The organism is Citricoccus alkalitolerans, assembly GCF_039528175.1.
Taxonomy (GTDB): Bacteria; Actinomycetota; Actinomycetes; order Actinomycetales; family Micrococcaceae; genus Citricoccus; species Citricoccus alkalitolerans.
In genome coordinates this window covers 1,140,197-1,160,455 of sequence record NZ_BAAALH010000002.1, presented here as the reverse complement: position 1 = coordinate 1,160,455, position 20,259 = coordinate 1,140,197, and the positions used below count along the sequence as shown (strand labels likewise).

Annotated in this window: 21 protein-coding genes; 5 read left to right on the top strand and 16 right to left on the bottom strand. The window is 69.7% G+C overall.

Going from position 1 to position 20,259, the window contains the following annotated elements:
• Positions 1-77 precede the first annotated feature (77 nt).
• From ABD134_RS11170 to ABD134_RS11135, 8 genes are all read right to left on the bottom strand, one after another.
• Complete coding sequence (locus ABD134_RS11170) at positions 78-992, bottom strand: copper resistance CopC family protein (RefSeq protein ID WP_344229470.1); 915 nt, start codon at positions 990-992, stop codon at positions 78-80.
• A gap of 91 nt (positions 993-1,083) precedes the next feature.
• Positions 1,084-1,857 (bottom strand): hypothetical protein, encoded by a 774-nt coding sequence (locus ABD134_RS11165; RefSeq protein ID WP_344229468.1) that lies wholly within the window; start codon positions 1,855-1,857, stop codon positions 1,084-1,086.
• A gap of 197 nt (positions 1,858-2,054) precedes the next feature.
• The gene (locus ABD134_RS11160) at positions 2,055-2,339 is read right to left on the bottom strand and encodes an HU family DNA-binding protein (protein WP_115932098.1); all 285 of its coding nucleotides are present in this window, start codon (positions 2,337-2,339) and stop codon (positions 2,055-2,057) included.
• 261 nt (positions 2,340-2,600) lie between these two features.
• The gene (locus ABD134_RS11155; protein ID WP_344229465.1) at positions 2,601-2,831 is read right to left on the bottom strand and encodes a hypothetical protein; all 231 of its coding nucleotides are present in this window, start codon (positions 2,829-2,831) and stop codon (positions 2,601-2,603) included.
• A gap of 256 nt (positions 2,832-3,087) precedes the next feature.
• Complete coding sequence (gene rpsN / locus ABD134_RS11150) at positions 3,088-3,393, bottom strand: 30S ribosomal protein S14 (RefSeq protein ID WP_115932099.1); 306 nt, start codon at positions 3,391-3,393, stop codon at positions 3,088-3,090.
• 3 nt (positions 3,394-3,396) lie between these two features.
• Positions 3,397-3,564 (bottom strand): 50S ribosomal protein L33, encoded by a 168-nt coding sequence (gene rpmG / locus ABD134_RS11145; protein WP_115932100.1) that lies wholly within the window; start codon positions 3,562-3,564, stop codon positions 3,397-3,399.
• A gap of 1 nt (position 3,565) precedes the next feature.
• On the bottom strand, positions 3,566-3,802 hold the full coding sequence (gene rpmB / locus ABD134_RS11140; RefSeq protein WP_115932101.1) for a 50S ribosomal protein L28: 237 nt from the start codon (positions 3,800-3,802) through the stop codon (positions 3,566-3,568).
• 418 nt (positions 3,803-4,220) lie between these two features.
• Positions 4,221-4,709, bottom strand: coding sequence for a MarR family winged helix-turn-helix transcriptional regulator (locus ABD134_RS11135; protein WP_378108312.1), 489 nt, complete (start codon positions 4,707-4,709; stop codon positions 4,221-4,223).
• 300 nt (positions 4,710-5,009) lie between these two features.
• On the opposite strand from ABD134_RS11135, the gene ABD134_RS11130 reads away from it, so the two are divergent.
• Entirely contained in the window at positions 5,010-6,389 is a 1,380-nt protein-coding gene (locus ABD134_RS11130) for an aspartate aminotransferase family protein (protein ID WP_344229458.1), read from the top strand.
• Between the two features lie 17 nt (positions 6,390-6,406).
• Here the strand turns inward: ABD134_RS11130 and ABD134_RS11125 are convergent, their stop codons facing one another.
• Complete coding sequence (locus ABD134_RS11125) at positions 6,407-7,081, bottom strand: DUF6328 family protein (RefSeq protein ID WP_344229456.1); 675 nt, start codon at positions 7,079-7,081, stop codon at positions 6,407-6,409.
• The gene (locus tag ABD134_RS11120; protein ID WP_344229454.1) at positions 7,078-9,681 is read right to left on the bottom strand and encodes an ATP-dependent DNA ligase; all 2,604 of its coding nucleotides are present in this window, start codon (positions 9,679-9,681) and stop codon (positions 7,078-7,080) included. Before ABD134_RS11120 ends, ABD134_RS11125 begins: the two co-directional genes overlap by 4 nt.
• Positions 9,682-9,725: 44 nt before the next feature.
• On the opposite strand from ABD134_RS11120, the gene ku reads away from it, so the two are divergent.
• Positions 9,726-10,748 (top strand): non-homologous end joining protein Ku, encoded by a 1,023-nt coding sequence (gene ku / locus ABD134_RS11115; protein ID WP_344229452.1) that lies wholly within the window; start codon positions 9,726-9,728, stop codon positions 10,746-10,748.
• A 1-nt stretch (position 10,749) separates the two neighbouring features.
• Positions 10,750-11,766: a DNA topoisomerase IB gene (locus tag ABD134_RS11110; protein ID WP_344229450.1), complete on the top strand. Its 1,017-nt coding sequence runs from the start codon at positions 10,750-10,752 to the stop codon at positions 11,764-11,766.
• On the opposite strand, the gene ABD134_RS11105 is transcribed toward ABD134_RS11110, so the two are convergent.
• Entirely contained in the window at positions 11,763-12,047 is a 285-nt protein-coding gene (locus ABD134_RS11105; RefSeq protein ID WP_115932108.1) for a DUF7218 family protein, read from the bottom strand. The genes ABD134_RS11110 and ABD134_RS11105 overlap by 4 nt on opposite strands.
• 221 nt (positions 12,048-12,268) lie before the next feature.
• Between ABD134_RS11105 and ABD134_RS11100 the strand changes: the two genes are divergently transcribed.
• Positions 12,269-13,510 (top strand): NRAMP family divalent metal transporter, encoded by a 1,242-nt coding sequence (locus ABD134_RS11100; protein WP_344230859.1) that lies wholly within the window; start codon positions 12,269-12,271, stop codon positions 13,508-13,510.
• 5 nt (positions 13,511-13,515) lie between these two features.
• Complete coding sequence (locus ABD134_RS11095; protein WP_344229447.1) at positions 13,516-14,304, top strand: putative hydro-lyase; 789 nt, start codon at positions 13,516-13,518, stop codon at positions 14,302-14,304.
• Positions 14,305-14,309: 5 nt separating this feature from the next.
• Here ABD134_RS11095 and ABD134_RS11090 read toward each other — a convergent pair whose 3' ends face one another.
• The 5 genes from ABD134_RS11090 to ABD134_RS11070 all read right to left on the bottom strand — a co-directional run.
• Positions 14,310-14,996: a GntR family transcriptional regulator gene (locus ABD134_RS11090; RefSeq protein ID WP_344229445.1), complete on the bottom strand. Its 687-nt coding sequence runs from the start codon at positions 14,994-14,996 to the stop codon at positions 14,310-14,312.
• Positions 14,989-16,779 (bottom strand): acetyl/propionyl/methylcrotonyl-CoA carboxylase subunit alpha, encoded by a 1,791-nt coding sequence (locus ABD134_RS11085; protein ID WP_344229444.1) that lies wholly within the window; start codon positions 16,777-16,779, stop codon positions 14,989-14,991. Before ABD134_RS11085 ends, ABD134_RS11090 begins: the two co-directional genes overlap by 8 nt.
• Positions 16,776-18,518: a 5-oxoprolinase subunit B/C family protein gene (locus tag ABD134_RS11080; protein ID WP_344229443.1), complete on the bottom strand. Its 1,743-nt coding sequence runs from the start codon at positions 18,516-18,518 to the stop codon at positions 16,776-16,778. Before ABD134_RS11080 ends, ABD134_RS11085 begins: the two co-directional genes overlap by 4 nt.
• Entirely contained in the window at positions 18,515-19,291 is a 777-nt protein-coding gene (locus ABD134_RS11075; protein WP_344229441.1) for a LamB/YcsF family protein, read from the bottom strand. The genes ABD134_RS11080 and ABD134_RS11075 overlap by 4 nt, the downstream gene beginning before the upstream one ends.
• Before the next feature lie 59 nt (positions 19,292-19,350).
• Positions 19,351-20,259: alpha-hydroxy acid oxidase (locus tag ABD134_RS11070; RefSeq protein ID WP_344229439.1), on the bottom strand; the 909-nt coding region annotated here is incomplete at its 5' end.

The following is a 20,259-nucleotide window of genomic DNA, read 5'->3' as shown; positions in this document are numbered from 1 at the left end:
CGGGTGCGATGCAGGTGCACCACCGCGCAGTGCGGTGGAGTGCGGTGTTCCGTCCTGCACCGCGGTGCTCTGGCCGGTCAGCGGCCGTTGGTTCCCGTACCGCTCGATCCGCCGTCGGCACCCGCGTCACCGTCGGGCCCATCGGCACCGCCCGCGCCGTCCGGACGGCTCGTGGGGCCAGTGGAGCCGGTGTCGATGGCCCTGGCCTTGCGGAAGACCAACAGCATGGCGATCACCACGACGAGGACGCCGCCGATAGCTGCAGGCCAGACCCAGCCGGCGACAGGCCCGGCGGGTGCCTGGCTGTCCTCGGCAGTGGCCTCGCCGGTCGCCGGGTCGGCGGCCGCAGTGCCCGGTTCGGCGGTGGCCGCCGTGGTCGCGGAATCCCTAGCATCCGCGGCGCCGCCGGCGCCTGCCGTGGAGCCGGCACCGTCCGTGGCGACCCCGGAACCAGCGGCGCCGGTGCCGGCATCACCCGGGGTGGTGTCCGAGGAGACGGGCGCGTCCGGGTTCGGCACCCCGCAGTCCTCCGGGATGCCCGATTCGGGTGCGGCAGGGTCCTCGAGGGTGAACTCGTAACCCTTCTCCTCCGAGTGGCCGTCCGAATACACGACGCGGTAGTCCACGGTGTATTCGCCGTTGGGCAGGCCCTCACACAGGGCGGCGGTGAGGCTTGGGCCAGTGACCTGGGCTTCACCGTCCTGCCACTGGTGGCCGGCCTCATCCGTGACCGTCACGAGGTTCTGGATGCCCTGGCCGGTGGTCAGGTTTCCGGAGAATTCCAGGCCGATCTCGGCCGGGGCCTCGAGGACGGCTGTGCCGGCCGCCGGCTCGGCGGACAACAGCTGGTCGTGTGCCGCCGCCGGCGTGGCCATGGCCAACGCGAGCAGCGCGGCGGCCGAGAGGGCAGCCGTGCTGGCGCCGAAGCCACGGGCACGCTGGGTGCGCTGGGTGCCTGGGTGTCGAGCAGGAGTGGTTCTGTGGGTGTTCATGGTGTCCTTCACAGCCCGGGCCGAGGACGGCACGGGCAAGGGTCTGCCGAATGGAGGATCGAGTGTCCCTGGCCGGCTGATCAGTGGACGATCAGGCAGCCAGGGCGTACTCCGGCGGCCCCCGCAGACGTTGCGACGCCAGCAGCACCTCATCCGGCCGGCGCACCACCCGGACGGCGCGGACGGCCACCCGGCGGACGGGGACCGTGGGGACCCAGCGGGCCAGCCGAGCGCCCGGGGACCGCAGGACGAGCCCGACGGCGAGTTCGGCCACCCGTACCGCGAGCAGTTCCCCGCGGCGCAGGACCAGCACGGTGCCGACGGCGGCCAGCACGTGGGCGAGGACCATCGCCGCGGAGAGCGTGGTGAGGGCGTCGTCGGCGGCGGCAGGGCCCGCCAGACCGGCCAGGGAGCCGGAGCCAAGATGGCCGGCATGGTGGGCCTGGCCGGCATGGGACGCAGGGCCGATAGGGGCTGCAGCCGACCTCAGTCCGCTGAGGGCTCCAGTGTCTGCAGGCACGGCGGCGATGGAGTAGAGCCAGTGGAAGAGCAGCTGGCTGGCGCCCACACCGGAGGCCAGGCGCCACCAGGACAATCGGCGCCCGGCCAGGGCGGTGCAGAGGGGCCCTGCCAGCGCGAGGGTGAGGATCCAGACGATCGGCGCTGGGCCGGCGTCGTGCAGGTGACCTGGGACGTGACCGCGCGCGGGTAGACCCGCCGAGAATGAGGAGACCGACGCGACGGTGTGCGATCCGGCGGCCCAGAGGGTGGCCACGACGGCGGCAGCCCAGCCGCGCAGCAACCGGGCGGGGCCACGCACCGGTCCGGGGCGGGGCGCAGGGTACCGAGCATGGTGTGTGGCCACCGTGCACCTCCCTGGCATCGAGCGCTTGGACCGACCTCTATGCTACGCGGATTCTACCGGCTGTAGAAAAATACGTGACCGGGTTGCAGGCCGACCACCTGGCACCGAGGCGTTAACCGACGAAGGCGCCCCACCGAGTGGAGCGCCTTCGTCGATGGCCGGATCGCGGGTCCCGTGAGGGCCACGGCCGTCCTGGATCACTTGCCGGTGGCAGCAGCCTTCAGCTTGGAGCCAGCGGAGATCTTGACCGAGTGGCCGGCCGGGATCTGGATGGTCTCGCCGGTCTGCGGGTTGCGGCCGGTGCGGGCAGCGCGGTCGGTGCGCTCGACGGCGAGCCAGCCGGGGATGGTGACCTTCTCGCCCTTGGAGACCTGGGCGGAGAAGATCTCGAAGACTGCATCCAGCACGCCGTTCACGGCAGCCTGGGAGTTGCCGGTCTTCTCGGCGGCGGCGGCGACAAGTTCACTGCGGTTCATAGCCATGTGTCCTCCTGGACTTCGATGGTGGTTTCCCTTGGCCCAAACCGGTCAGGTCCGGGCACGTGCTTCGAAAGCTACCACCCGAAGGCTCGGAAACACGCCATGGAACCCCGTAAACACGCGGATTCTGGGGGAATTCCCACAATTTCACGCTTCCAGGGGCGCTCACTGCGGCAAAGGGCCCTCTCCGCAGGGGAGAGGGCCCTTCGCGGCCGCGGGCCACGACCACCCTGGTCCAGGGCTGCCCGGCGGGTGTCCCGGCCGTCAGGTGGCGCGGGTCTGCAGGCGCTGCTTCAGCATCTCGCTGCCCTGGTCGCCAGCCTTGCGATTGTTCTCCTGGATCTTCCGGAACCAGTCCGCCAGCTCGGCGTCACCGGCCTGTTCGGCATCACGGGCGTAGGTCTCGGCCTGGAAGACCATCTTCAGAGACGCCTCCAGGACTGAGATCAGGTCGTAGTTGGGGTCCTTGACGGGACTCTGGGGTTCGTTCGCCATGCTTTCCTCTCCTCCTGATGGGGTATCGGAATGCCAGTGCCAGCGGAGCCGGCAACTCCTGGCACCTTCAACGCTAGGGGTGACCATATCCAGACTCAACCCCGCATATTCGCCTGCGGAGGGACGAGGAACGTCAGAGCCGAAAACGACCGAAGGGGTGGCAGACCCAACGGTCTGCCACCCCTTCGGATGGTGTGCATGGTGCCTGAAGGCACCGCCACCGGCCAGAGGCCGGCGGGTTGTCACCGGGTAGACGTCACCAGGATGACTTGGTGATGCCTGGCAGCTCGCCACGGTGGGCCATGTCGCGGAAGCGGACACGGGAGATGCCGAACTTCTGGAAGGTACCGCGCGGGCGGCCGTCGATGGCGTCGCGGTTGCGGACGCGCACCGGGGAGGCGTTGCGGGGCAGCTTCTGCAGGCCCACACGGGCGGCCTCGCGCGCCTCATCAGAAGCGTTCGGGTCGACCAGGGTCTTCTTCAGCTCCAGGCGCTTCTCGGCATAGCGGGCAACGATGACCTTACGCTGCTCGTTCTTGGCAATCATGGACTTCTTGGCCATGCCTCAGCGCTCCTCTCGAAATTCGACGTGCTGGCGTGCAACCGGATCGAACTTCTTGAGCACGATGCGGTCCGGGGTGTTGCGGCGGTTCTTGCGGGTCACATAGGTGTACCCGGTGCCGGCGGTGGACTTCAGCTTGATGATGGGACGTACGTCCTTGTCCTTGGCCATGTCAGAGCTTCACTCCCTTGGCGAGCAGGTCGGCGATGACGGCGTCGATACCGCGCACGTCAATGGTCTTGATGCCCTTGGCGGACAGGGTCAGCGTCACGTTGCGGCGCAGGGACGGAACCCAGTAGGTCTTCTTCTGGATGTTCGGGTCGAACCGGCGCTTGGTGCGACGGTGCGAGTGGGAAATGCTGTGGCCGAAACCTGGCCCAGCCCCGGTTACCTGGCAGTTTGCTGCCATGATCACTCCTCGTTGCAAGTAGTAGTAAAAGAACGGGCGGAACCCGTTGTGAAGCCTCCGGACGAACCGGGCGCTCCACGAGTCCCGCCACCAGTTATGACACCGCGCTCTTACTGCGACTTTCCGAAGGGTAACCAGGCTGGGTGAGATCCAACCGAAGTGCCCTATATCGCGGGGGAAGACGGTGAGTCCCCAGCCGGCGCCGGTGAAGGCTGGCCGGGGATCCGGTTACGGGAAGCACGTTGTTTTCCGACGTCCTGGCGGCCCCTGCGGAACATGGGCACACCACAACTCAACGTGGCTTAACGCCGTTCCATCTTAGGGCACAGTCCGGCATCGTTCAAACCGGACGGTTGACGCCGGCCGACCGGGCCGGCACTGGTCAGCCACCTCGAGCCAATCGGCCTCATCGAGGCAATCAGGCGGACCGAGGCTTGTCGTTCGCCAGGGCCGGATCCCGGAAGACCCAGTGCTCCGGGTCCAGATGCGCGAGGATCTTGGAGCCGATCCGCCCCAGATCGGCCAGGTCACGGTCATCCAGGCTGTCCAGCAAGCGCGCGCGCACGCTGGCCACGTGGTGGGGGGCCAGGCGGACGATCTCAGCCATCCCCTCGTCCGTGATGACGGCCATGGTGACGCGGGCATCCTCGCTCGAGGGGCTGCGCCGCATCAGGCCACGGCTCTCGAGCTTGCGAGCCACATGGGACAGCCGTGACAGGGAGGAGTTCGTGCGCGCGGCGAGTTCGCTCATCGGCAGTGCCTCACTGCTCTCCGAGAGCATGGCCAGCACCTGGTACTCGAAGAAGCTGACGGTACCCTCCATCTGAAGGTCTGCCTCCAGGGTGGGCATGAGTTGCATGTGGGTGGCCACGAGGGTCAGCCATGCCCGGCGTTCCGCGGCGGACAGCCAGCGGACGCCGTGGAGGCCGGTCTCCGCGGAGGACTCCGCGTCCTGATCTACCTGAACAGAATCTCTCACGGGGTCCATGGTGCCATGGTCCCATTCCGCTGGCCGGGCCCGGCGCGCATCACGCCACGTGAACCGGATATCCCTGTTCACACCTGTTCGCACTCGTTCGCATTCGTTCGCATTGGCCCGCACACGCCCGCCGCCACGGTGCATCAGGCATGCTGGTGTACAGGAGCGTCCCCTGACACATCACGATGGAGGCACCACGATGCCCCCCGGCCAGAACGAGGAGAGTCGATGACCATTCAGCCCGTGTCCCCTGACCCGTCTATCAGTGAGGACCTGCTGGCCGCCGGCCGCAAGGCCTACGACGTCGACCGCGAGCACGTGTTCCATTCGTGGAGCGCCCAGCGGACCATCACACCGATGACGGTCGTCAAGACGGAGGGCCCCTATGTCTGGGACGGGCAGGGCCACCGCCTCATCGACTTCTCCTGCCAGCTGATCAACACGAACATCGGCCACTCACACCCGAGGGTCGTGGCCGCCATTCAGGAGCAGGCCGCGGACATCGCCACGATCAACCCCGCCCACGTCAACGCCGCCCGTTCCGAGGCAGCCCGGCTCGTGGCGGACCTGACACCCGGGGACCTGGACCACGTGTTCTTCACGAACGCCGGCGCGGACGCCGTGGAGCACGCCGTCCGGATGGCCCGGGTCCACACGGGCCGGCCCAAGGTGCTGTCCGCCTACCGCGCGTACCACGGGGGCACGGACCTGGCCTTCGCCCTGACCGCAGACCCCCGGCGGAATCCCGTCGACAAGGCGACGGCCGGCGTCGCCCATTTCATGCCCGCCTATCCGTACCGCAGCTATTTCCACTCGACCACCGAGGAGGAGGAGTCCGAGCGCGCGCTGGCTCATCTGGAGCAGACCATCCTGCTCGAAGGGCCGCAGTCGATCGCCGCGGTGATCCTGGAATCCGTCCCCGGCACGGCGGGCATCTACGTGCCCCCGGCGGGATATCTGCAGGGAGTGCGGGAGCTGACCCGGAAGCACGGCATCCTGTTCATCGCTGACGAGGTCATGGTGGGCTTCGGCCGCACCGGCGAGTGGTTCGCGGTCAACCACTGGGGTGTGGAGCCGGACCTGCTGACCTTCGCCAAGGGAGTGAACTCCGGTTACGTGCCGCTGGGCGGCGTGGCGATCTCGTGCGCGGTCTACGAGACGTTCGCCGAGACTCCCTACCCGGGCGGGCTGACCTACTCAGGCCACCCGCTGGCCTGTGCCGCGGCCGTGGCCACGTTGAACGCGATGCAGGACGAGGGCATGGTGACCAACGCGGCCCGGCTGGGTGAGGAGATCATCGGACCGCGCCTGCGGGAGATCTTCGAGGCGCACCCCTCCGTGGGAGACGTCCGTGGCCTGGGCGCCTTCTGGGCCGTGGAGCTGGTGAAGAACCGGGAGACCAAGGAACCCATGGCCGCCTATGGCGGGTCCTCCCCCGAGATGAACGAGCTCGTGGCCGAGTGCAAGAAGCTCGGACTGCTGCCGTTCCAGAACATGAACCGCATCCACGTTGCCCCGCCACTGAACGCCCCGGACGAGGTGGTGCGCCAGGGACTGGACATCTTGGACCAGGCCCTGGCGGTCACCGACCGGTACGTCACCGGCTGAGCACGCACGCGACCCGGTTAGGAATCAGTTGGGGATTCTGTGGGCTTCCCGAGGCTCCTGTGACCTGTAGATTCCCCAACTGATGTCCGGGGGCCGGACCGGTGAAGTGACCCCGTGTGCGACTGTGGGCGTGAACCCGCCCGCGGCCCGGGGCGCAGCAGCGACGGCAGCACGCCCATCAGCACCGCGATGACGACCGCGGTGGCCCCGGCGACCCACCAGGCGACCTCTGGACCCACGAGGGCGTGGGCGATGAACGCGACACAACCGGCCAGCAGCACCCCCATGCCCGCCAGACAGACCCTCACCAACCGATCCCCCAGCGCCACGGTGCGGGCCTTGATGTGCTGACCGAAGAAACGCCGGTGGATCACGACGGGCAGCAGCATCAGCGCCGTCAACAGGACGGCGGCCACGAGGAGGACCAGGTACCAACCGATCAGGTCGCCGGCAAGGTCGTCGAACCGGGCCTGGAACGGCAGGGTGATGAGGAACGCGGTGACGATCTGCGTGCCGGTCTGCATCACCCGCAGTTCCTGGAGCAGGTCGTTCCAGTTGCGGTCCGCCTTCTCGGAGGGTGTCTCATGCCGCAGTGCCGTCTCGCCCGTCTCCGCGCCAGATCCGGCCGTCGGACTCTCACCGGAACCCGCGCCCTCGCCGGACCTGGCGCGGCGGTCTTCGCCCCGCGTCATGTGATCTCCCAGCGCACCTCATCAGGGGACTTGTCCTCACGCCAGCCCCGCCACGAGGCCTGGCGAACGCGGCCGGAACGGGTCCGGCCGGCCAGGGACACCTCGCCGACCAGGGACGGGGTGACCCACCAGGCATCGGAACGGTCCTCGGTGGGCACGTCCGGGACCGGCGGGGTCTTACGGCGCAGGCGCCGCAACCGGGATTCGGTCTCCGCCAGCTGGGTCGCCGAGAAACCGGTACCCACTCGCCCGGCGTACCGCAGCTCCCCTACTTCGTCCGGGACGGCCACCAGCAGGGAGCCGATCCCGCCCGACCGGCCACCCTTGCCCTCACGGGCCCCGATGACCACGACCTCCTGGTGCAGTTGCAGCTTCAGCTTGATCCACGCTGAACCGCGCCGCCCCGGCAGGTACAGGGAGTCCGTCCTCTTGGCGACCACGCCCTCGAGCCCGAGATCGCGGCTGGCCTGCTGGGCCCGGGCAAGCGTCCCGCGGTATCCCGGAGGCACGGACACCACGTCCCCGTTCCCGACGCCGGCCTCCAGCACCTCTCGACGCTCACCATAGGGAGTGCGCATGAGGGAGCGGGCCTGCCGCCCCGAGGCGCCTGGCGGCCCCAGCTGGAGGATGTCGAACACCAGATACCGCAACTCGGCCTCCGAATCGGCCTCGGACCCGGCGGACTGACCAGTCCGGGCGGACCGGCCGGTCCGACGCCGCGTTCCCCGGCTGGTGCGGCCGCTGACCTCCTGGAGCAGTCCGAAGTCCGGCCGGCCCTGGCCGTCCAGTGCCACCAGCTCCCCGTCGAGCACCGCACCACCGCACTCCTCCGCCTCGCCGGTGAGCAGCCCGGTGAGTTCCTGGAGGGCCGGATAGTCGGACGTCAGGTCCTTGCCGTTACGGCTGGCCACAACGACCTGCCCGGGTGAGACCCCGGCCAAGAGGCGGTAGCCGTCCCACTTCATCTCGTAGGCCCAGTCGTCATCCGCGGCCAGGTCGGCTGGCCGACCGGAGGTTGCCAGCATCGGCGCGGGCAGGTCTGCCACCGTGAACGCGGTGTCCTGCGAACCCATCGCGGCAGGTTTGGCGGTGGGTCTCTCGGCAGGTTGGGCGGTGGGCCTTTCACGTTCTTCCGTGGGTTTCGGGGCGCGTTTCGTGGTGTGCCCCTCCGGCTGGTCTTGCATGAGGTGGAGCAGCCAGTTGTCCTCCCCGCCCATGCCGGGGGCGTTGATCAGGGCGTAGCGCCGCGGTACCCCGCCGAGTCCGCCGTCCGGCCGCCCGGACAGCACGGCGATGACCTCCTTGCCCTCCCGCCACTTCTCGATCTCGATGGTCCCGGCGTCCCAGATGGTGACCTCCCCGGCGCCATACTCCCCCTTCGCGATGGTGCCCTCGAAGGTGCCGTACTCCAGGGGGTGGTCCTCGGTCTGGACGGCCAGCCGGTTGGTCTCGGCGTCTAGGGGCGGTCCCTTGGGCACAGCCCAGGACACCAGCACCCCGGAGTGCTCGAGGCGGAAGTCCCAGTGCAGTCGGCGGGCGTGATGTTCCTGGATGACGAAGGTCGGCCTCTCGCCTTCACCGAACTGCCGTTCCACCGGCGCTCCCTCCGGCACCGGCTCAGCTGTCTTGGTCGCATCCCGCATGGACCGGTACTTCTCGAGGCGGTCATTCGCCGCGCCAACGCTGGTGCTGGCGCCGGCGCCATCCGGCACCCAGCCGAGGGGTGCCAGCGGGTCCTGACCGTCGGCCACCCGCTCCAGAACCTCCCCGAGCTCCAGGTGCTTGAGGTCCGGGTCATCCAGTTCCGCCCAGGTGCGCGGCGCGGCCACCCAGGGACGGTCCCGCCCGCGCAGTGAGTAGGGAGCCACGGTGGTCTTGGACCCGTTGTTCTGACTCCAGTCCACGAACACCTTGCCGGTGCGGCTGGCCTTGCGCATGCTGGAGATGACCTCGTCCGGATGATCTGCCTCCAGCGCCTTGGCCAGCTCATGGGCCACCGCGCTGATGGCATCCGCGTTGTGCTGACCGTCCAGCGCCGCATAGAGGTGGATTCCCTTGGACCCCGAGGTCACCGGGAACGACTCCATGCCCATGTCCGCCAGGATGTCCCGGCACCAGCGCGCCACCTCGGCGCAGTCGGCCAGGGCCACTCCCTCCCCCGGATCCAGGTCCAGCACCAGGCGGTCCGGGTTGCGCGGCTGTCCGTTCCTCCCGAAACGCCACTGGGGAGTGTGCAGCTCCAGTGCGGCGACCTGGGCGAACCAGGCCAGTACAGCCGGCTCATTGGCCAGCGGATAGGTGTTGGTGTGGTCGGAGTGCGCGATCCTGCCGGTCGGGATCCAGGATGGCGCCGAGTCCTCGAGGTCCTTGCGGAAGAACACCTGGCCGGGCTTCTCCGCCGTGCCCACGCCGTCCACCCACCGCTTGCGGGTGACCGGGCGCTGGGCCACCTGCGGTATGAGCACGTCCGCCACCGCCAGGAAGTACTGCATGACTTCAGCCTTGGTGGTGCTGGTGGCAGGGTAGAGAACCTTGTCGAGGCTGGAGACGGAGAGCTGGTGTTCCCCGACGGTGTAGGTCTGCCGCGCAGATCGTGCCATGTGAACCCTCCCGCAACGGTCGATCGGGGCCTAGGCTGGCCACCATGCGAGCCGTTTGGTCTGGATCTATTACCTTCGGACTGGTGAACGTCCCTGTCAAGGCGTACTCGGCGACGAAGGGACATGACGTCGCCCTGCACCAGGTCCACGATGCCGATGGCGGACGGATCCGCTATCAGCGACGATGCGAGGTGTGCGGGAAGAAGGTCGACTATGAGCACATCGACAAGGCCTATGAGGACGGTGAGCAGACGGTCGTGCTGACGGACGAGGACTTCGAGTCCCTGCCGGAGGCGCAGAACGACGAGATCGAGGTGGTGCAGTTCGTCCCGTCGGACCAGATCGACCCCATCACACTCGGCAAGAGCTATTTCCTGGAGCCCCAAGGCAAGTCCCCCAAGTCCTACCTGTTGCTACGTCAGGCCTTGGAGGACACCGATCGCACTGCCGTGGTGACGTTCTCCCTGCGGCAGAAGACGCGCCTGGGTGTGTTGCGGGTCCAGGACCGGATCCTGGTGCTGCAGTCCATGCGCTGGGCGGACGAGCTCCGCGAGGTTGACTTCCCTGCCGCTCGGTCCCGCGCCAAGATCGGGGCCAAGGAGAAGAAGCTGGCGGCGGCCCTGGTGGACCAGTTCGCCTCCGACTTCACGCCGGAGGAGTTCGTGGACACCTACCAGGTCGAGCTTCGCCAGCTCATCGACGCGAAGCTCGAGCAGGGCGAGGCCCTGGACACCGAGGCCACGTTCGGCGAGCGCGGGGACGCGTCGGACGGCGGGGACACCGGCGAGGACGCCGAGGTCATCGACCTGATGCAGGCCCTGAAGTCTTCTCTGGACAAGAAGCGCGGCGGCCGGAGAACCGCCGCGAAGGGGGCCGGGTCCACGTCCGGTTCGAAGACGTCGCGGTCGAAGACGTCCGGTTCGAAGACGTCGCGGTCGAAGGCGTCCGGTACCAAGAAGACCGGTGCGAAGAAGTCTGACTCGTCCGGCGAGAAGCCGGCCAAGTCGGCGAAGTCCGGCGCGGCGTCCGGAGAGAAGTCCGGCTCCCGCCGCCGTAAGAGCGCCTGAGGTGGTCCGGCTACGGAGGTCGACGCCGGGCACCGGGGGCTACACCCGCCATCGCGCCGGCACGGGGTTCAGCTACCGCGGCGCCAACGGGCACCGCATCACCAACGCCACCATCCTCGAACGACTTCGGAGTCTGGCCGTCCCGCCGGCGTGGACGGACGTCTGGATCGCCGCGGACGCCCAGGCGCACATCCAGGCCACCGGGGTGGACGACGCCGGCAGGACCCAGTACCTCTACCACCCCCAGTGGCGTGCGCGGCGCGACGCCGAGAAATACGAGCGAGCCCTGTCCTTCGCCGAGGCCCTGCCCGCGCTCCGCCGTCAGGTGACGCGGGATCTGCGCCCCGCCGGTGCGGTCGGAACCACCGCGCGAGGGAGGGCGAACAGGGAAGGGGCCGGCCGGCGTCGTACTCTGGCCGCCGCCGTGCGGCTGATGGACCGGGCGGCCCTGCGGGTCGGCGGCTCCGAGCACACGGGACAGCTGGAGGCCTTCGGGGCGACCACCCTGCAGCGCCGGCACGTGGATGTCCATGCGCCACACGTGCACCTGGTGTTCCGCGGCAAGTCCGGCAGCGAGTGGGACGTGACGGTCAAGGATCCTGACCTGGCGGACTTCTTCGGCGGCATCCCGGCTACCCCGCGCACCGCACCGGCGGTGGCGTACCCCGTCACGTCCGGACGGCGCCGGGAGTGGAAGGGCGTGACGGCAGCGGATGTGAATGACTACCTCACGGACCTGGCGGGATTGGAGTTCACCGCGAAGGACTTCCGCACGTGGCAGGGAACCGTGGCCGCGGCGCGATCCCTCGCCCGTTCGCACCGCGCCGGAGTGAGCGGGCCGGAGGCGGTGAAGATCGCCGTGCAGGCCTCCGCCGACCTGCTCCACAACACGCCCACCGTGGCCCGGGAGTCCTACGTGGATCCTCGGGTGGTGGACCTGTTCGAGCGGGGACGGGTGATGGACCTGGACCGTCATCCGGACCGGGCGCTGCTGCAGCTGCTCGCCGGCGGTGACTAGTGGTTGCGCAGCTTGTCGATCAGTTCTTCCTTGCGGAGATCGGAGTAGCCGGAGAGGTCCAGCTCCTTGGCGCGGTCCTTCAGCTCTTCGACGGTCCAGTCGTCATAGGAACCGGACTCGCCGCCGCGCTCACCCACTTCAGACCGGCTGTCTCGGGCGGCGGCATTCGAGATCCGGGCCGCCTTCTCCTTGCTGGCCCCGTCCTCGCGGAGGGATTCGTACATCTCCTCGTCCTTGATCTGCGGGGCGTCGGATTCCTTGGATGCATTCTTCTTGGCCATGCGGCCAGTCTGCTCCCGCGGGGCGGTCCGTTTCAACAGGCGTCCCGCCCTGCCTCAACCAATTCGCTGCCGGGAAACTCCTCGTCACCCCCTGTTGCCCGCCGACCATCCCCAATGATTGTTGAACAATGCATTGCCATGATTGTTGAACAACCTGTAGTGTTCCCATAGATTCGGTGACCCGCATCACGTGCCCCCGGAAGGACCCCATGAAGGAACCCATGCAGGACCCCGCCCTGGCGAACGCCTCGACCGCGAGGAAGCGGCGGCCGAGGAGCGCCCAGCGCACAGCCCTGCTCGGTGCCATGTTCCTCATGGCGACCAGCGCCATCGGTCCGGGCTTCATCACCCAGACCACCACGTTCACCGTCCAGCTCGGCGCCGCCTTCGCCTTCGCCATCCTGATCTCGATCCTCGTGGACATCGCCGTCCAGCTGAACGTCTGGCGCATCATCGGCATCTCGGGGCTGCGCGCCCAGGAACTCGGCGACAAGGTCTTGCCGGGCATCGGCTGGGTGCTGGCGGCCCTCGTCTTCGCCGGCGGCCTGGTCTTCAACATCGGCAACATCGCCGGGACCGGCCTCGGGGCCAATGCCATGCTCGGAGTGGATCCGAAGATCGGCGGCGTGGTCTCCGCGGCGGTCGCCATCCTGATCTTCCTCTCCAAGCGGGCCGGCATGGCCCTGGACCGGATCGTCGTGATGCTCGGCGCCGTCATGATCCTGCTCATGCTCTATGTGGCCGTCGTCGCCGCACCTCCCGTCGGCGAGGCCCTGAAGAACACGGTCATGCCGGAGACCGTGGACATCCTGGTCATCACCACCCTGGTGGGCGGCACCGTGGGCGGCTACATCACCTACGCCGGCGCCCACCGCATGATCGATTCGGGCATTCGCGGCCCAGGTGCCGTGAAGGAGATCACCCGCACCTCCGTCCTCGGCATCATCGTCACCGGCGTGATGCGGGTGCTGCTGTTCCTGGCGATCCTCGGCGTCGTGTCCAGTGGCGTGGCCCTGACCAGTGACAACCAGGCGGCCGAGGCTTTCCAACACGCCGCCGGGGAGATCGGACTCCGGATGTTCGGTGTGATCCTGTGGGCCGCCTCGGTCACCTCGGTGATCGGCGCCTCCTACACCTCGGTCTCCTTCATCACGAGGACGGACGGCAACCCCCGCCGCCGCAACCTGCTCACCGTGGCCTTCATCTCCGTCTGCGCCGTGATCTACGCCTTCCTGGGCCAGGCACCCCAGACCCTGCTCGTCTTCGCGGGGGCGTTCAACGGTCTGATCCTGCCGATCGGCTTCGCCGTGCTGCTGTGGGTCGCCCTGCGCCGCCGGGACCTGCTGGGCGGATACCGCTACCCCGTGTGGCTCATCGTCATCGGGGTGATGGCCTGGCTGGTGACCGTGTTCCTGGCCGTCTACTCCTTCGCCCCAGCCATCGATCTGTTGACCGGAGGCTGAACCGCATGGCCGAGAACCTGTCCGCCCTCTCCCCCGCCGAGGCCCGGGCGCGCTTCCGCGCCGGGCTGGTACGGCCGACGTCGGGCATCTCCGCAGGGTATGCCCAGGCCAACCTGATCATCGTTCCGGCGTCCCACGCCTTCGACCTGCTGCTGTTCGCACAGCGCAACCCCAAGCCCATGCCCCTGCTCGGCGTGCTCGACGCCGGCCAGGTCACCTCGGGCCTGCTGGCCGGCGGCGACATCCGCACGGACGTCCCGCGGTACGTGGTCTACGAGGACGGGGTCCCGGTGGCGGAGCCGACCGGGATCACCGACTGGTGGCGGGACGACCTCGTGACGTTCATCGTTGGCTGCTCCTTCACCTTTGAGGCGGCACTGGTGGCCGGCGGCGTGCCCGTGGCCCACCAACAGCAGGGGGTCAACGTGCCGATGTACCGTACCTCGACCCGCTGCGAGCCGGCCGGGAGCCTGGCCGGGCCGCTGGTCGTCTCGATGCGGCCGGTCCCGGCGTCCCAGGTGGCCGACGCCGTCCGGATCACCTCCCGCTATCCCGCGGTCCATGGGGCGCCGGTGCACGTGGGGTCGCCGCACGAACTCGGGATCACGGACCTGTCCCGCCCGGACTTCGGCGACCCGGTGGAGGTCCCAGCAGGGCACATCCCGGTCTTCTGGGCGTGCGGGGTGACCCCGCAGGCGGCCGTCATGGAGTCGCGGCCCCCGCTGGCGATCGGCCACGCACCGGGCCACATGCTCATCACGGACGCGCGGGATTCCGACTACCTGGTGCCCTGACCCGGTCAGCGACCCCAGCGGTCCAGGTGGTCCAACAGTTCCGCCTCCGCAGTGTCCAGATACGTCCGCAGGGCGGCGGCAGCCTCATCGCGGCGGCCGTCCCGCAGCAACCGGACCAGGTCGCGGTTGTGCTCGGCGTACCCCGAATGGAAGTCGGGGGCATCGGACATCCGGTAGAACACCAGCCGCATCCGGGCCAGGGTCCGGTCCATGACCGTGGACAGGGTCGGCGAACCGGCCATCGCCACGATCACCCCGTGCAACTGCTGGTTGGCGTCCGCCATGCCGGGGACGTCACCTGCCGCGAGGGCAGCGAGCGCCCGCCCGACGATCTCATCCAGCTCGGCCAGCGCCGGGACGGTCAGCTCTCCCCAGAGCAGGGCGGCCGGTTCGATCATGCGGCGGATCCGATAGATCTCCCGGATGTCCTCCGCGTCCGGCTTGGCCACGAAGACCCCGCGGTTGGGCACCCGTTCGACGATCAGCTCATCGGCCAGCGTCCCGAAGGCCTCACGCAGGGTGTTCCGGGAGACCTCCAGCTCCGCGGCGAGGGCCTGCTCCGCCAGCTTGGATCCGGGCAACAACTCACCGCGGGAGATCCTGGTCCGCAGTACGTGCGCCGCCCACGCCCCGGTATGTGCGTGCGCGGCCCGTGCGGTGTGTGCCGGTGCTGGTGCTGACGGCTCAGTCAAGGCGACCCAGCTCCTGCCCGCGCTGCACCGGGTCACCTGGGCCGAGCCCGGCGCGGGTGAAGACACCTGCCGTCGGCGCGGGCACGGCGGTCTCCATCTTCATCGCCTCCAGCACCACCAGGTCCTCCCCGGCGGCCACCTCGGCCCCGTCCTCCACGAGCCACGTCACCATGGTGCCGTTCATCGGGGCGGGAACGACGCCGGCCCGGTCCCCTGACGGGGCGAGTCCCAGTCCCAGCCCGCTGGCGGTGCCGACGGTGTCCCCGCTGCCGCCACTGCTTCCGCCGGTGCCGCTGAGCAGGGCACGCACCAGTGCGGTGGGCAGGCCGAGGCTGACGGCCTGTCCGTCCACGGTCACGGTCATCTCGGTGCGTTCGGCTCCTGGCGCGGCGGCGGCCAGGTAGGGCGAGCCCTCCAGATCGGCGGCGAAGGCCGACTCGATCCAGGTCGTGTGGACGCCGAGCCCGTCCTGCGAGGTGAAATCCGGGTGGTCCAGGACGGCCTGGTGGAACGGGACCACCGTCGGCAGGCCGCGGATGGCCAGTTCGCCCAACGCCGTCCGCGCCCGCCGGAGGGCCTGCTGGCGATCCTCCCCCCAGACGATGAGCTTGGCCAGCAGCGAGTCGTACTCGGCCGGAACCGTGGATCCCGAACGCACCCCGGTGTCCACCCGGATCCCTGCACCGGTGGGCGCCTCGAAGGCCTCGACCGTCCCCGGGCAGGGCAGGAAGCCCAGGGCCGGGTCCTCGGCGTTGAGCCGGAACTCGAGGGCATGGCCGCGCGGGGCCGGATCCTCGCTCAGGGAGAGCCGCTCCCCCGCGGCGATCCGGAACTGTTCACGGACCAGGTCCACGCCGGTGGTCTCCTCGGTGACGGGGTGCTCCACCTGGAGGCGGGTATTGACCTCGAGGAAGGAGATCAGGCCGTCCGGGGCCACCAGGTACTCGACGGTCCCGGCGCCGGTGTAGCCGGCCTCGCGGCAGATGGCCTTGGCGGAGGCATGGATGCGGTCGAGCTGCTCCGTGGTCAGGAACGGGGCCGGGGCCTCCTCCACGAGCTTCTGGTTCCGGCGTTGCAGGGAGCAGTCCCGGGTGCCGACCACCACCACGGTGCCGTGGGTGTCCGCCAGCACCTGCGCCTCCACATGCCGCGGCTTCTCCAGGAACCGCTCCACGAAGCACTCGCCCCGTCCGAAGGCCGCCACGGCTTCCCGGACGGCCGAGTCGAAGGCGGATTCCACGTCCTCTAACCGGTGCACGATCTTCAGGCCGCGGCCGCCGCCACCGAAGGCGGCCTTGATGGCCACGGGCAGGCCGTGTTCCTCGGCGAAGGCCCGCACCTGGGCGGCGTCCTCTGCCGGCCCATCGGAACCCGGGACCAGGGGTGCCCCGGCGTTGACGGCGATCCTCCGGGCCGAGACCTTGTCCCCGAGAGCACGGATCGCCGCCGGGGACGGGCCGATCCAGGTCAATCCGGCCTCCATCACGGCCTCCGCGAAGTCCGCGTTCTCCGACAGGAAGCCGTAGCCCGGGTGCACGGCATCGGCCCCGGAACGCCGCGCGATCTCCAGCAGTCGGCCGATGTCCAGGTAGGTGTCCGCGGCGGCGCTGCCGTCCAGCGCATAGGCCTCGTCGGCGAGACGCACGTGCAGCGCGTCCGCGTCCGGATCCGAGTACACCGCCACGGAGGTGAGACCGGCATCGTTGCAGGCGCGGGCCACGCGCACGGCGATCTCCCCGCGGTTGGCGATCAGGATCTTGGTCAGGGTGCGGTGTGGGCTCATGGATCGGTCCTCTCGGGGACGGTCTCCGAGGAGACGGTCGCGGGCGGGGTGGTCTCGGGCGGGGCGGTCAGCACGAACCGGACGCGCGTTCCCGGGGGCAGCTGTGCCGCCAGGGTCAGGTCTTCCGGGAGCACGACCCCGATCACCGGGTAACCGCCGGTGACGGGGTGATCAGCCAGGAACAGCACGGGTAGTCCGGACGGTGGTACCTGCAGCGCACCGGTCACGGCTCCCTCGCTGGCCAATTCACCGTCCCGGATCCGTTCCAGGGGCGTGCCGGCCTGCGACGCCCCGTCCTGGGACACGGCGAGCCGCACCCCGATGCGGTTGGACTGATCCGTCACGAGCCAGTCCTGGCCAGCGAGCCGCTCCAGGCCTGCCGGGCCGAACCACTCGTCGCGGGGCCCGGGGACCACCCGCAACTCGGTCGCCGCCCCGGCCCGCGGCATCGGGCGCAACGGCGGTTCCTCGCCCCCGACGGCGGCATAGCGCGGGCCCGTGCCCACCGGGACCTCGGTGCCGGTGGACAGCGGTGCGGGACCGAGCCCGGACAGCGAGTCCGTCGAGCGGCTGCCGAGCACGACGTCGGCCTCCAGGCCTCCGCGCACGGCCACGTAGGTGCGCAGCCCGGCCACAGGCTCACCGATCTCGAGGGTCTCCCCGTCGTAGAGGGCGAAGGGCGTCCGATGGGCCGCGACCCGGTCGGCCGGCAGCCCTCCGGCGACGGCTGTGATGACCGCCGGAGTCTCGGCACCGGCCAGCGCCAGGACCTGGTGCCCGCGGGCGCGCAACCGCAGTCCGCCGAGCAGCGTCTCGATCACGGCCGCGCCCGGGTCATTGCCCACGACCCGGTTGGCCTGCCGGGCCGAGTCCGCGTCGGCGGCACCGGCGGCGGAGACCCCGAGGTCGCCCTGGCCCGGACGGCCCAGGTCTTGGATGAGCGACTGCAGCCCGGCGTGTTCGACGACCACCGCGGGACCGGTGCCGGGTACCGCGGTACCGGCCGGCGTCGTACCGGGGCCACTGCTTCCGGCCAGGCCGATGCGCGCCTGCTCGCGGACGGCACGGTAACGGACGCGGTCTCCGGGAGCCACCAGTGCGGGCGGGGACCGGTCCAGGTCCCACAGGGTGGCGTCAGTGCGGCCGATTAATTGCCAGCCGCCCGGGGAGGACCGGGGATAGACGGCGGAGAAGCGTCCGGCCAGGGCCACCGACCCGGCCGGGACCGAGGTGCGGGGGCTGTCGCGGCGGGGGATGTCTAGGGCCCGGTCCTCCTCCGGATGCACCTCCGGGTTGTCTGCCCGCACCAGGTAGGTGAAGCCGGGGGCGAAGCCACCGAAGGCTCCGATCCAGTCGGTCTCCGTGTGCCAGCAGATGAGTCCGTCCCGGCTCAGCCCGGTCAGGCCGCCGACCTCGTCCAGGTCCTCGCCGTCGTAGACGACCTCGATCTCCACCAGACCGCCCGCCTGCAGGTCGCCCTCCACCGGGCCCCACGTGCGCAGGACCTCCGCGGCAGACAGGGCCGCGCCGCGATGGGCGAAGGACAGCGCCAGGGTCTCGGCGGCGGCCAGGACCTCGGTCTGTCCTGGCAGCGGTTCGGAGGAGAGACGGGCGTGCAACGCCACGACGTCGGTCAGGGACCCGCATTCAAGGAGGAAGGCGCGGGTGCCGGACCAGCGGATACCGCGCGGAGCGGCACCTGCCCCCGCACGATGGGCGCCGGATGCGGTTCCGCTCACGCGAAGGAGCCGATCCGTACCCCGGCCTCCTCGAGGCCGGCCCGGACGGCGGCCGCCATCGCCACCGCCCCGGGGGTGTCGCTGTGGACGCAGATGCTGGCCGCCTCCACCCGGATCTCAGTGCCGTCCACCGCGGTCAGCGTCCCCTCGGTGGCGAGCCGGACCATGCGCGCGGCGACCAGCTTCTCGTCGTGGAGGACGGCGCCGGGCTCACGGCGGGAGACCAACGTTCCCTCCGGGGTGTAGGCGCGGTCGGCGAAGGCCTCCGTCACCACGCGCATCCCCTCGGCCGAGGCCATCTCGGCGGCCACCGCCCCGGGCAGCAGGAGGAGCGGCAGCTCGGGATCGTAGGCCTTGACGGCGTCCACCACGGCGCGGGCATGAACGGTGTGGTGGACGATCGTGTTGTACAGGGCGCCGTGCGGCTTGACGTACCGGACGGAGGTCCCTGCCGCACGGGCCATCGCCTCCAGGGCGCCGATCTGATAAAGGACGTCGTCGGCCAGTTCAGTGGGTGAGCAGTCCAGGAACCGGCGGCCGAAGCCGGCCAGGTCCCGGTAGGCCACGTGCGCGCCGACCGTGATCCCCGCCGCCGCGGCATCCCGGCAGGTCTGCGCGATGACCGACGGGTCGCCGCCGTGGAAACCACAGGCGACGTTCGCGGAGGACACCGAGCGGAAGATCGCGGCGTCGTCACCCAGGGTGTACGAGCCGAAGGACTCGCCGACGTCACTGTTCAGGTCGATCTGTGCTGTGTTGCCCCGGGCGTTCACGGTGGTGACCTCCGTCTCTCTTCTTGGTCACCCCAGCATGCCCCACAGATACCGATTGTTCAACAATCCGCATCCAATTCGCACCCATGGGGCGAGACTGTTCGGCACAGCCAGGGGGCGCGGACCCGGCCCTCGCGCCGCAGGTCCGCCACCGTGGCTGCCCCCATGAGCATCATCGCCACCCGGGTCTCCTCGGCGAGCAGCTCGATGGCCCGTTCCACGCCCTGCCGTCCGCCGGCCATGAGGCCGTACAGGTAGGCCCGGCCGATGAGGGTGAAGTCTGCCCCCAGCGCCAGTGCCGCCACGATGTCCGATCCCGTGAGGATGCCGGAGTCCAGGATGATCTCCACGTCCGGACCAGCCTCGGCGCGCACGTCGGACAAGGCCTTGAGGGACACGGGGGCCCGGTCCAGCTGGCGGCCGCCGTGGTTGGAGACCACGAGCCCGTCGGCTCCGGCCTCCAGCGAGCGCCGGGCATCCTCCGCGGTCAGCACGCCCTTCACGAACAGCCGGCCGGGCCACACGCTACGGATCCACTCCAGGTCGTGGATGGACAGGGTGGGATCGAACATGTTGCTGATGATGGTCGGTAGGTCCTGCGCCGAGGTACTGAGCGTGGCGAAGGTCAACGGGTCGGTGGTCAGGAAGTTGAACCACCACTCGGGCCGGTGGCTGGCGTCCAGCACGGTCTTGAGGCTCAGCCGGGGCGGGATGGTCATGCCGTTGCGGACGTCCCGCAGCCGGTTGCCCGCCACGGGGGTGTCCACCGTGACCAGCAGCGTGCCGAAGCCGGCCGCCGCGGCGCGTTCGATCAGGTCCAGCGAACGCTGCCGGTCCTTCCAGAGGTAGAGCTGGAACCACCGGGTGCCCGGGGCGCCGTGCAGCCGGGCCCCGACGGCGTCGCTCACCTCGGCGACCTGCTCCAGTGAACGGGTGCCCATGGTGGAGAGGGTGAAGGGGATCCCTGC